Annotated in this window: 8 protein-coding genes and 1 pseudogene; 3 read left to right on the top strand and 6 right to left on the bottom strand. The window is 37.6% G+C overall.

Going from position 1 to position 13,397, the window contains the following annotated elements; translation table 11 throughout:
- Window positions 1-1,650, bottom strand: a pseudogene (locus tag PVK70_RS06675) (hypothetical protein); the annotation flags it as partial.
- Between the two features lie 548 nt (window positions 1,651-2,198).
- Here PVK70_RS06675 and PVK70_RS06670 point away from each other — a divergent pair.
- Both PVK70_RS06670 and PVK70_RS06665 read left to right on the top strand, forming a co-directional pair.
- The gene (locus PVK70_RS06670) at window positions 2,199-3,515 is read left to right on the top strand and encodes a TolC family outer membrane protein (RefSeq protein WP_422836539.1); all 1,317 of its coding nucleotides are present in this window, start codon (window positions 2,199-2,201) and stop codon (window positions 3,513-3,515) included.
- A 2-nt stretch (window positions 3,516-3,517) separates the two neighbouring features.
- Window positions 3,518-4,123, top strand: coding sequence for an OmpA family protein (locus PVK70_RS06665; protein ID WP_130047067.1), 606 nt, complete (start codon window positions 3,518-3,520; stop codon window positions 4,121-4,123).
- Between the two features lie 94 nt (window positions 4,124-4,217).
- Here PVK70_RS06665 and PVK70_RS06660 read toward each other — a convergent pair whose 3' ends face one another.
- The 5 genes from PVK70_RS06660 to PVK70_RS06640 form a co-directional block, all read right to left on the bottom strand.
- On the bottom strand, window positions 4,218-6,332 hold the full coding sequence (locus PVK70_RS06660; protein WP_130047068.1) for a type I secretion system permease/ATPase: 2,115 nt from the start codon (window positions 6,330-6,332) through the stop codon (window positions 4,218-4,220).
- Window position 6,333: 1 nt separating this feature from the next.
- Window positions 6,334-8,259 (bottom strand): bifunctional diguanylate cyclase/phosphodiesterase, encoded by a 1,926-nt coding sequence (locus PVK70_RS06655; RefSeq protein ID WP_130047069.1) that lies wholly within the window; start codon window positions 8,257-8,259, stop codon window positions 6,334-6,336.
- Between the two features lie 4 nt (window positions 8,260-8,263).
- Window positions 8,264-8,932, bottom strand: coding sequence for a transglutaminase-like cysteine peptidase (locus tag PVK70_RS06650; RefSeq protein WP_130060001.1), 669 nt, complete (start codon window positions 8,930-8,932; stop codon window positions 8,264-8,266).
- A gap of 27 nt (window positions 8,933-8,959) precedes the next feature.
- Window positions 8,960-10,351, bottom strand: coding sequence for an HlyD family type I secretion periplasmic adaptor subunit (locus PVK70_RS06645; protein ID WP_130047071.1), 1,392 nt, complete (start codon window positions 10,349-10,351; stop codon window positions 8,960-8,962).
- 208 nt (window positions 10,352-10,559) lie between these two features.
- Window positions 10,560-12,665: a GNAT family N-acetyltransferase gene (locus tag PVK70_RS06640; protein ID WP_130047101.1), complete on the bottom strand. Its 2,106-nt coding sequence runs from the start codon at window positions 12,663-12,665 to the stop codon at window positions 10,560-10,562.
- Between the two features lie 154 nt (window positions 12,666-12,819).
- Between PVK70_RS06640 and PVK70_RS06635 the strand changes: the two genes are divergently transcribed.
- On the top strand, window positions 12,820-13,392 hold the full coding sequence (locus PVK70_RS06635) for a nucleoside triphosphate pyrophosphohydrolase family protein (protein ID WP_130047072.1): 573 nt from the start codon (window positions 12,820-12,822) through the stop codon (window positions 13,390-13,392).
- Window positions 13,393-13,397 lie beyond the last annotated feature (5 nt).

The following is a 13,397-nucleotide window of genomic DNA, read 5'->3' as shown; positions in this document are numbered from 1 at the left end:
TGAGAAGGTTACAACCACACTGTCTTCTGCAATGTTCGTACCTTCTGGCAGCGTAATTGTTGCCGTAATACCCGTGTCTTTTTCATCGGCATTGATAATGTCATCTTCGCCGGAATCGATAAGAACCGTTGGTGCAACATCACCGCCGTTGTCGCCTTCGCCATCACCAGGCGCCACTAAATCAACGTCTGCCGTATCACTGCCCGTAGCTGACTCATTGCCAGCGACATCAACAGCAATCGCGTCAACCTTCACTGGCGTACCATCTACGATGGCACTTGCTGGAATAGAAACCACAACTTTGCCACTCTCATCGAACGTTGCATCCGACAGTTTGATTGTTTGTGGCTCACCGCCATTAATTGAAATAACTAGGCTGTCTGCGGTCAGATCTGTACCTTCAGGTAGCTCAATACTCGCCGTAACACCCGTGTCTTTTTCCGCTGCATTGATGATGTCATCTTCGCCAGAATCGATAAGAACCGTTGGTGCTACATCACCGCCGTTGTCGCCTTCGCCATCACCAGGGGCAACCAAATCCACGCCTGCCGTATCGCTGCCCGTCGCTGACTCATTGCCTGCCGCGTCAACAACGATCGCACTCACTTCTGTTGTTTGACCATCCACTATCGCTGCCGCTGGGATCGTTACGCTGAACTTACCGTCGGTGACGGTAATCTCTGACAGTTTAATGGTGTCTGTTGTGCCATCTGAGAAGGTTACAACCACACTGTCTTCAGCAATGTTCGTACCTTCTGGCAGCGTGATTGTTGCCGTAACACCCGCGTCTTTTTCATCGGCATTGATGATGTCATCATCGCCGGAATCGATAAGAACCGTTGGTGCAACATCACTACCGTTGTCACCTTCGCCATCACCAGGCGCCGTCGTATCCAGCTCAAACTCTACTTCACTAGACCTTGGGCCTTTATCACCGCTTGGATCTGTAATATCAGCTACGTATTCATAGCTTCCATCTGGGGTCGGAGTTGGTACAGTGATTTCTACCTTGCCATTTGTAATATCATCTTCAGTAATTAGATGCTCGCCAACCACCTTCCCGTCACCATCATGTAACTCAACTTTGTCACCTTCTTCGGTGCCTATTGGTAGAGTTACTTCTACTTGAATACCGTTTTCTGCACGTTCTTCATTAATCACGCCATTTTCATCAACTTCTTGAATAGATAAAGTCGGCGCGGTTTTAACTAAGCCATTACTTGAATCTGGAATTTGAAACTCTCCAGTCTCTCTATATGCCTTATATTGCTCTAATAATGTTAAACTTTGTGTTTTCGATAGCCCAACAGACTCTAATGAAGAAGTATCAAAACTTGTTTCAGCAATAGTACTTTTTCCAATACGTTCAATCTCTGTTGATGTAGTCAAACTTGAACCGTTACCTTCACCGGCAGCGGGAGCATCTGCGATAAGACTAGGATCTTGGCCATCAACAATTGCACTTAGTATTGCATCAATGTCATCGCTTTCTTCTGGTAAATCAACACTGTTAACCACTAGGCTACCAGAAGAACCTTCAACAATAATTTCCCCGGGTAGCACCTTTTCACCTGGAGCAATTAGCTTTAAGTTACCATTTTTATCAATAACAATTATCTGCTCTGCGTTTGTTGATGTATTTTCAGCCATGACAAAATCCCCAAATCCATTTATTCACACTAATTATCTTTCAACTAACAACTAGTAATATATTGCAGTAAATTTATCATATTAATAACAATATCACCACAACATGAAAGCAGCGAAAAACCTGAAAATGGCGTAACAAAGTGGTCCTATTACTGATTTATTCTCATTTTTATGTACCGCATCACAAATGTGATACTCATGCCATAAAATTTGTAAATGTTATCGACAAAAAACAACAAAAAATTTTTTTTATAAAAATAAACTTAAATTACTCTCATTTATGAGACGGTATATATTTGCTTTTTTATTTTCATTTTTCAAAGCTCGTCAATTTTTTTTTATTTAACTTATGACAGAGTATTATTTACCATATTTCAATAGGTTAATTTTTGCTTTTTATATTTTAATAACGTAGCATTTCCAGTAAACAAACAACAACAAAACAAACCCATGACATTTCGTTATCGTTAAATTGTTTATACAATTACATATCGTCTTAATTTGTGGTTTATAAGAGTACGATAACAAGGAGAACAACTTTGAAATGGATGAAACTGGCAACTTACAGTAGCTTGCTTGTTTTGAGCGTATCGACTCAGGCTCAAACCTTAGAGCAAGCCATATCTCAAACGCTAACAACAAACCCAGAAGTAAAAAAAGCATATAACTCATATTTAAGTTTTGTTGCTGATAGTGAGAGTGTGTCAGGTAATTACCTACCGTCGATTGATTTAGATGCAGGCATCGGTTATGAGAATATTAATGATGCGGAGTCAGCAGGCGGCGATTCTACCGACTTAATAAGAAAAGATGCGACCCTATCCTTAACCCAATTAATTTGGGATGGTTCTAATACCATTAATGACATGGACCGGACAGAAGCTGAATCAGAATCTGCGCGTTTACAACTTATGTCTCTAGCTGAAAATAAAGCACTTGATGTATCACAAGTCTATTTAGATGCAGTAAAAGCCACTGAAATCTTAGCACTTTCAGAAAGCAATTTAGCTATCCATAAAAAGATATATAAAGACATTAAAAAAAGAGCTGCATCAGGTATCGGCTCAACAGCCGATGTATCTCAAGTAGAAGCTCGTATAGCTCGAGCTCATGGTAATTTACTTGCCGCTCAAAATAACCTATTTGATACACACACGGTGTTTACTCAAATTGTAGGTTCACCACCTCAAGCTCTAATCTACCCAAGAGCAGATGCTAATACGCTGCCTTTAAGTCAGCAAGAAGGTATCGAACGTGCTTTTGAATATCACCCAGTGATCTTGACTGCTCAATCTGATATTAAAGCGGCAAAATATCAATACGCTCAATCTAAGAGCACTAATTATCCAACATTCTCTTTTGAAGCGGCTCAAACATGGCGAGATGATGCTGGCGGTATAGAGGGTAATAGTGATGAGTTCTCTGCCATGATACGTATGCGCTATAACTTATATAATGGCGGAAGCGATAGTGCTCAGTCTGATAAAAGTGCTTACCAACTAAATATGGCAAAAGATCTTAGAGATAGTGCTTATCGTAATGTAGAAGAAGGATTCCGTCTTTCATGGAGTGCGCTTGATCTTACGTTACAACAAAAAGAATTTTTAGCCGATCACGTTGATGCAGCCTCAGATACTGTCATAGCGTATGAGAAGCAATACCGAATCGGTAAGCGAACGTTACTTGATCTATTAAACACAGAGAACGAATTATTTGAAGCGCGTAAGTCTTATTTAGATGCTCACTACGCAGAACAATTCGCTAAATACAGAGTGTTGCATGCAACAGGAACGCTTCTACCTTCATTACTCATAGATACACCAAAAGAATGGGACTCTAAACAATCTGAAGAAGAGGACAAATAAGCATGAAAACTTCAATTTACCCCGTACTTATTGCAAGCCTTTTCTTAACAGCCTGTGTATCAGGTGATAAAGATTACATGGAAACACCAAAATCAGATCAAATCGCAGATCTTAAAGATGATGATTATGATGGTGTTATTAATGCTCGAGATATTTGCCCGGGAACACCGCGTGGTGCGGAAATAGATAACGATGGTTGTGCTGAATATGTAGAACACTCTGATAAAAAAGATCTAAAGATCCTGTTTGCGAATGACTCTTCAGAGATCTCTCCAATCTTTAAAACAGAGATCCGAACCATGGCCGAGTTTCTTGGTGAATACCCTGATACCTCAATTCAGCTGCAGGGCTTTGCGAGTCAACAAGGAAACGCCGAATATAATATCCACTTATCAAAATTACGCGCTTCTGCTGTACGTATCGCATTAATCGAATACGGTGTAGACCCAGATAGAATTGAAACTGTCGGTTTTGGTGATACACAATTAACAGCAAAAGGAGATTCAGCAGTAAGCCACGCTCTAAATCGCCGAGTTGTTGCTAGCGTTGTTGGATTTAAAGGGGATGTAATTAACGAATGGAACATATTCACTCGTAAGAAAAAATAATATTCCGCTTCATACTCATCTGAATAAATTTTTAATTAAATAGAAAAAAGGCAGCCATTTCACTGGCTGCCTTTTCATTATGAGATAAATAATACTAGCTTGCTGCCTTCACTTTGCCTGTTTTCAATTCATTTAGAACCTGATTTTTAGGCCCATCAGCAATAATATGCCCCTTCTCCATAACAATAATACGATCAACAATATCTAGCATTGATGTTTTATGTGTTATCAGAATCAAGGTTTCAGACGGCTTTAAATGTGACAACTGGTTTTTAAACAGCATTTCTGAGCGATTATCCATACTGCTCGTCGGCTCATCCATTAATAGTACTGGAGGGCGACCTATTAACGCTCGAGCTATCGCAACGGATTGACGCTGGCCACCAGATAACAATAAACCACCTTCACCCACCTGGCGCTCTAAACCTGCTGGATCTTGTTGAGTAAATGCCGTAACTCCAGCACGGTTGGCTGCATCCATCATTTCAGCATCATCGGACAGCTCACGGCCCAACGTAATATTATCTCTGATGGAACCATAAAACAGAGTAATATCTTGCGGTACACAGCCTATATTACGTCTCACGTCCACGTGGTGAAGTTGGGAGATATCTGTATCATCTATTCGAACAGAACCTGCTGTCGCTTGATACAGGCCCATTATGAGACGTTCTAATGTTGTTTTTCCTGAGCCTATTCTTCCGATAATAGCAACTTTCTCTCCCGGATTAATCGTAAGGCTTATATCTCGAACTGCAGCTACCTGTGATTCTGGATAATTAAAACTTACTTTATCAAGTTCAATCTTCCCTTGTAAAACAGGTCGATGGATATAACGCTTATCTTCTTCTTGCTCATCTGGCATAGCCATTAACTCTTCGATGATAGTCATTGACGATTTAGCTTGGTTGTATCTTGTTGATAGCAAAGATATTTGCACTAATGGTCCTATTGCCTTACCACTCAACATTGTTGAAGCAATTAAAGCACCCATCGTTAAATCACCATTAGCAATAAGATAAACACCAACGATAATCATCCCTATATTTACTGCTTGTTGTACAAAGCCAGCCATATTTTGAATTGAATCTGTAATACGACGACTTTTGATACTCCAATTAGAAATATGAGTGACGGCTTCTTCCCATCGATACTGAAACTGACTTTGTGCATTAAATAGCTTTAATGTTTCTAGACCTACTAAACTTTCAATTAAATTCGCGTATTTCTGGGATGCCAGTCTTGAGCCTTCTTCAATTGTTTTCTTTAATGGTCCTTGTATGATTGCGGCATGAATAAGTAATAAAACAATACCAACAATAGGAACCAAAACAATTGGACCTGCTACTAAGTAAATAACGAATAAAAAGAGCAACGCAAAAGGTAAATCAATCAATGACGCTATTGTAGCGGACGTAAAAAACTCCCTTATTGATTCAAACTCTTGAAGATGCCTTGCAAAGGCTCCTACAGAGGGAGGTCTTGCCTCCATTCGGATCCCTAGTACTTTTTGAAACAACTTAGCAGAAATCAATACATCGGACTTTTTCCCGGCGACATCAATAAAGTAGCCTCGTACATACTTTAATATGAAGTCAAAAACAAAAACGACAAAAATACCAGAAGCTAAAACCCATAGTGATTCAAATGCCAAATTTGGCACCACTTTATCGTATACTAGACGGGTAAACATAGGTGTCGCGATAGCAAATATATTAATCAGGATAGATGCTATAAACACATCTCGATAAATATGTTTCGACTCAAATAGTGTACTCCAGAACCAATGTCCTTCGCGTTTTTTTAAGATCTCCGGTGAACGAGCATCATATCTAAATTGCTTTTTTAGTAAGAAATAACGCCCAATATATTGAGACTCTAATTCTTCAGTAGAAATAGAGATAGGCATCATGTCTGAATTTGCAGAGATAATTTCAGCTTGAGTGTTTTCAGCATCAAACCCAATCAAAACACAAGACTCACCTCCTTTAAGCAAAAGTACTGCAGGCAATACAAGCTTAGGTATTCTCAGTAATTCTGCTTGATTCTCTTTCGCAACTAAACCCGCTCTCTCTGCTGCTCGAGAAAAGAGAAAAGGCGTTAGCTTACCGTCTTGCAAAGGTAAACCATTAATCAAGGCTTCTGGTGAGTTAACTTGGCCGTAATAGCGACCGACATAACACAATGAATGCAATAAGGGATCTTTCATTCTATTTACCTTTTACTTTTTCATTGATAAAAAAGCCTTGGAAAACATCCACATTATGCTCTGAAAGCAACTCTAATTGCTCTTTATTTTCAACTCGTGATGCGATTGTTGTAATTCCTAAATTTTGTGCCGTTCTTGAAATTGACGCTAAAATGTAACGTTGTTTTTCATCATTTAACTGATGAGTAAATAAGTAATCTAACTTCACATATTTAGGTCTAAATACTTTAAGATATTCAAGTGATTCAAAATTTCGGCCAAAATTATCAACACCAAATTCGGCACCAAAAGAGCGAATAACATTACATAACAACGCCGTATGATCTTCATTTTCGATAAAAGACGTTTCTTGAATTTCAAAATGTAACAAAGAAGCAATCGACTTATTTTTTCTTAACGTATTAGTTAACCAACGAACAAAACTTGGATTCTCTATACTTCTATTCGCTAAGTTTATTGCAACAGGTTGTGTTATCTCTTCCGCAATAATTCGTTCGATCATGGTTCGAATAACGAATTGGTCAAACGGTGTTGTCTCGTTAAGCTGATCTAATGCAAGGAGATATTGATTAGCCGAGTAACGTTGATTGTCTTTTTCGATAGCAGAAAAAACTTCTTGATGAAAGACAGCCCCAAGATGAGTGGTAGCTAACTGCAATGTGAAATCAAATAAATGTTCATTAATCGCTTCATCCACAAACTGCTTCCATTGCTGTTTACCCATTAGTTCATGTGCGCTTTCATCTGCAATATAGCCGTAAGCTAACTCAGGATGCGAATGCGCTTGGGTTAATGCGTTATCCGCCAAAGATAATATATCTGTCGTTGTCTTTCTTGATTCATTAAACACAACCCCTAAGTCAGCATCAATCGGTGCAGTTGCGGTTGGATCACCCTTTATGTCTTGTGTATAAGCAATTATGTTATCTGCCGCTATTTTTAATTCTTCTTCTTCGATACTTGGAAAGATAAAACCAAATTCACAAGCGTTTACACGAGTCAAAATTACATTCGTTGATGGCAAAGTTACTTTCAATAAATCAGACAACTCTTTAACTTTAGCATCACCCGCTTCATAGCCTTCTTCTTCATAGACTTTATTAATAAAGTTAACTCTGAATAAGGCAACCCCTCCCTTTGCTGATTCTGCTAACCATGTATTTAATTGAGCCATAAAAAAAGCACGATTACCTAATCCAGAGATAGGATCAAGGTAAACCTTGTCTCTTAGTTTTTCAGCTTCTTTTGCTTGTGATTGAAAGCTTTGTGCTATTTGGGCAGACATTGAATTAATGCCATTAATAACCGCTTCAAGATCTTTTGTTTTCGGCTGTTGTAATTCACCACTAAAATTATTTTCAGCCACTTGTTTCATTTTAATGATGATAGATTGCAAAGGTGATAAAGCTCGCCTTACAACAATAGAAATAATAATAACCCCTAAGGCAATAACGATAAGAAAGGTCGTCGCAAGTTGCGTTAACGCATTCCAGAGTTGTTGATACGCATAACCAGGGTGAGTCACAATCTCGACTTCAGCTAATTGTAACCAACCACTCGTGATAATACGGCTTTCTGAAATGGTTCTAAATAAGTGTAAGTCAGAAAACCATTTAGGTACGCTATCTATAGTAATAGGGTAAACACGTACGATTTCATCATCAGTATTAAATAGAGTTAAACGTACCGCCGAATAATAACTACCATCAAATAGAGCATTAATTACCGACTCAGCAGACACTTTATCTTCATTTTCTAGGTATGGAGCAAGAGCTAAGCCAACTGTATTTATGGAGTTGTTCACCTCTGAACGCTGTTGATTTTCTAAAAAAGTTTGTGTATTGCGAAACTCTATTGCAAAGACAGAGATCATCAATAGTAAAAAGACAACTGTCATCCATGAAACTAGCTGTTTATATAATGTCATATCACTACTCATCATAATTTATAATTGGGTGGTTTAATCTCAGGCCTTCATTTCTTGCTCTTAAATCATTCCATAAACTTAATCGAGATGATTCTCCTGCCTGCTGTCCGTTTCCTTTACCTTTCATTAGCCATAGATGCTGACCATTAAAACTATAAATAGGTAATAGATCGGTTCGTTCTGTCGCTGGTTTAATTTCTTTATCTATATTATCTAAAATCAATGGTACTGATGAGGGGGTTGGATAATAAGCCAGTACCATGTGAAACTGATCAAGCTCCAATGCTTTAAGATAAATCAATCGCAATTTTTTATCTGGTACGCCTAACTCTAAAAGCGAAAAATATTTTGCTATCGTAAAATCTTCACAATCACCCGCGTTACTTCCTAAGAATTCAAGAGGCGTTGCCCAATAATCAGCCTTTCCCCATAAATCAATATCATTAACAAAATACAATTGATTAAAAAACTGATTAACTTCAGCTAATTGCTCTTTTTCTTTTTTTCCATCTAATTCTGAAATGAGTTCACGCCATGCATTCACTCGCCTTGCTGCCCTGTCGCCATATTCTTTTTTTACTGCTTTAATCCAAATATTATCTTGTTTTGTTAAAGCAATAGAAGTTAGAGAAAATATGGCAAAAGGGATAATGAATAACCATCTTGTTTTCACTATTTAATACACTCCCTATGTTGCACATTACTCTTTTAGCGCTGAACCTTTAACTTGAACTATTGGTTTTACTAAATAATCCAAAATTGTTCGTTTTCCTGTAATAATATCAACCGTAGTTGTCATTCCAGGAATAATATAAAACTGAGTTTTCTTTGCTAAGTCTTCTTGTGATGTTCTAACACGAACTAAATAAAAGCTATTGCCTTCTTCATCTTGAATCGTATCTGCGCTGATGTGTTCTAATGTCCCCTTTAATCCACCATAACGAGTAAAATCATACGCACTGAATTTTACAATCGCTGGTAAGCCAGGTCTTAAAAAAGCAATATCTTGTGGTGCAATTTTGGCTTCAATTAAAAGTGTATCTTCGGTTGGTACTATTTCAATAAGATCCATACCTGGCTGAATCACTCCACCCACCGTATTGATGTATATTTTTTTAATCGTTCCAGTTACAGGAGACAGCACAACCGTTCGATTCACTTTATCTTTTAACCCAACTTGAGATTCAGTCAATGCTGACAATTTATCTTGAGTCGTATTTAATTTTTCTTGTTGCTCTGAACGAAACTTAAGTGCTGCATCAATACGATTCAATACAGCCTCTTGAATCGCGGATGTTAAAACTGGAATTTTTAATTGCGTAGAAGTTAACTCACGTTTGGTATCGTTCACTTGTCTTTGAAGTTTCAATAACTCAATACGAGGTACAACCCCTTCATCAGCGAGAGGTTTAGTAATATCTAACTCTTTTTTTGCCAGCCCATAGCTTGCTTGCAAGTTTCTCGTACGAGCTTTAATTTCGACTAAATCTTGTTGCTTTTGATTTACTTGTTGATCGAATACATAAATACGGTTTTTTAAGTTATTCATGTCCGCTTTGTATTCAGCGATTTGGCGTTTGACTACAATTGGATTTTCTTTTGAAAACTCTTCATCAAACTTTAATTTGTCAGTTGAGATAATGACAGAGTCTTTCCAACGCTTTTTACTGTTCACATCTTGAATTAAAATACTGTCCATTGATGCAGATAATTGCATTGCACTTGCGGTAAGGTTAATCAGCTGTTTTTTTCTTTCTCTAAAATCAGAACGAAAACGAGTATCATCAATTAATAATAACTGTTGACCCTTAGTAACTTGATCACCTTCTTTAACCAACATTTCTTTGACTAACCCACCTTCGAGGTTTTGAACTACTTGCAACTGAGATGATGGGATAACTTTTCCTTGGCCAACAGTGACCTTATCTATTTCTGCCCAAGAAGCCCAAGCAACTGCGATGCAAAAGAAAACAACAATAATCCATAAGATAACTTTAGCGTTTGTTGGGGTATTAAGAAGTAGCGCTGCTGTTTTATCATCAACGAACTCAAGCTCTTCTTTATTAAGGCGGTTTAATCCCTTCTCATTCATTTCCAATTCCCTAGATTACAACGTCAATGAATAACATTTCGATTACATTAGAATATCGTATTTCATCGTAAGTCACTAAGGTTTATTAATTATATTTTGAAGTCTAAAGCATTATGAGGTATTCGGTGCTGTGAATTTACAGTGTAAATTGAATAGAGATGATATCTTCAATTTACACTGTAAATCATAGTAATGGGATATAGAGGGTTTACGATTTACACTGTAAATTAGTTAGCAAAGATTTAATAAGTTCTCTTAGTTGTAACTCTGCGTTTTTCTTTCCTATTAAGTTGCACTCTTCTAAAACTACTGACCACTGTTTTACTTGAAGAATCTTAGTTACCGCAAGCTTCTTCTGTGCCTCAGATAAAAGAGCAAGAGCAGATAGATGACTTAAAATGAAATAACGAAGCTCATATTGCAGCAACTCATACCCAAGTCCACCTAAAGCAAAAGTCTCCAGCTTTTTATTAATAAGAGGCGATAATTTCTCTTTAAATGATACGCCCTTCAAAAGACTAAGAACGTCGTTATAATCAAGGCTTGAAAATGTCGACATTAATTGTTCAGGAAACGAAGTAGTAAAATAATCATTTCCTATAGATATCCAAGAAAATGCACGGTGGCTTAATGGTTTTATTGCCAATAAGGAATGGGTTCCACTGGCTTTATCTTTCGATATTCCTAAACGTACAAAATGAAAATTTAGTTTATACCAAAAATGGTTTAACTCCGCAGTAGAGCCAAAACTAGTACTAAGATAATCGACACCTTTGGCTTTGTAATTATTTTCTATCGCATTAATAAATTTGGACCCAATACCACGCTGCTGATAACTCGGGTCGACAGCAATACGCATAACACGAATACTCGATTGAAATGCTGGTTCATCAATACATAATGTTTGAGTTAATGATATTGCTGCTAAATGACCTTTTGGGCGTCGCTTACCAAGTTGAGCTGCATTAATAATATCAAGATCTAACTCTCCCTCTTTAGAAAGCAAGGCGCAACAAACTAACTTATTAGTCGACTTTTCTATTCCAATCCAACAACGCAACGTGGGATCGGTTAATAATGAAATCCAATCATTTGGAGAGGTTTGATAATGAGCCGATACTAAAAGAGAAAAGAGAGATTGAGCAAGAGCATCTTGGTTCACTAATTGAGACACCGATATGCAACGATAATCAATAGTGGTCATTGGCGTATCAATTGATAAAGAGTTTGACTGTTCCTCGTGATTAAGTAGAAAAACAGAAGAAAGCCACGCTTCTAGTGGATCATTATTACTCCAACGAATTGGATGTTTCATTTCAAGCGAACGAGTGTTTGGTCTTTTCTTGTAAAGCTGTTTTTTAAATTTAACTTCAAAGCCACGTCCCGTCCCTTCATAACCATTAATCGTAGTAGAAAAAACCATACGTGAATATTGGTCTACGAATGAAAGTAGCATAGGTGCAGGAATTGCCGCGGCTTCATCTACGCACAATAAATCTAAAGCTTGTGGGTTTCTAAGTAATTCATCTGGAGCAATATAAATGATCTGAGACTCATTAATCATTAACTGATTTTTTTGACTCTCTACTTTTAAACCATTAAGAGACGCAACACGCTCTGCATGCTTAAATATTTCATCAATACTGTTTCGTAGTGGTGCTGTCACACCAATGATTAAAGAGCGCTCCATCGCTAGCTCTGCAATTGCAATACCAATGGCTGACGACTTACCTCTTCCACGATCGGCAGTCATAACAAGTGGTCGTTTTGAATGGCCAGTCACCACTTTTTGAATGGCTTTTACTGCGCGTTCTTGATCTGATGAGCGGTGAATACCTGCATCAGATTTAAACGCTTCATCTTTTAAGCGCGGAATTAAAGGTAATTCATAACTAGTCTCTGTTTCCTTTAAACTTACCATTTGCTCTATATATTGGGAAAACCATTGCTCAACAACAGTAGGAAGCGAAGAATCGTCAGTACGAATGAAAAATACTAGCCCTCCACCAATGACGGTTCCACAAACTGCGTTAATCGCATTCGCATTAAACTCATGGGAAATATCAATCACCAAACAATCGGTTTCTTGTCCTAACTTCTTTAATGCTGACTTAATAGGAAAAGCCGCATACGTCGAAATAGTCAAATCACCGTACAATTCAATTTTGGTAAATCGAGAACTTTGCTGAATAAAAAAAGAATCTAGTAATGACTCACACCATTGCTTTGAACCTTCAAGCAAAATGGGATAACGGATATAACCATTCGCAGCATAAGAAGATAGTGTATTTAGAAATGACAGTGCAGAAAGCATTGCAGAAAAGTCCATTAACATAAGAAGATATTATGCGTAAATTGTAGCATGAGATGAATATTTTCTATCTATTAAGAAAAGAAAGTATGACGATACAAATCGAGAAAAGGTATAATGCTTGCTATATTTAAGCCTTCATCATTTAGGAATGACCATGCATTTAAGTCAACTTACTCAACCAATTTACCAAAAGCTATATCAAGATATCGAACAATTTAGAAGTACCTTTGACTTAGCAGTAGAAGCACCTGAATCATTAGATGAAAAAAATGATCTTCTGCACACCTCTCTAGCAATTGAAGAACTGACAGAATTAGCAGAAGCAGACAGCAAGATTGAACAAGCTGATGCGATTGTCGATACGGTTTATGTATTAATGGGTCGTGCTGTACATTTGGGAACTAAGGATCTTGAAGATAATTTAAGTATTTCATATTTGGTTGATCTTCTATTAAACGTAGCAAAAAACTTAAATATCGATTTTGTACCTTGTTGGGATGAAGTGCATTCAAGCAACATGAGTAAAGTATGCAAAACAGAAGATGAATACCTGGCAACAAAAGCATTCTACGCAGAGCAAGGAATTGAATTGATGTCGACTGAAAAAGGCGGATTTATCATTGCCAAATGTGCAAAAAATGTAGAGCTAGACAGCAAAGTAATTAAGCAAGGTAAGGTTTTAAAATCAGTAAACTATCGCCCAGCGGATCTTGCACCACTAGTTTAATTTGA

This window comes from Aliivibrio sp. A6 (assembly GCF_028765505.1).
In the GTDB taxonomy this organism is placed as follows: domain Bacteria; phylum Pseudomonadota; class Gammaproteobacteria; order Enterobacterales; family Vibrionaceae; genus Aliivibrio; species Aliivibrio finisterrensis_A.
Note: the sequence above shows the minus strand (reverse complement) of the source record. Positions and strands in the feature narration are given on the sequence as shown.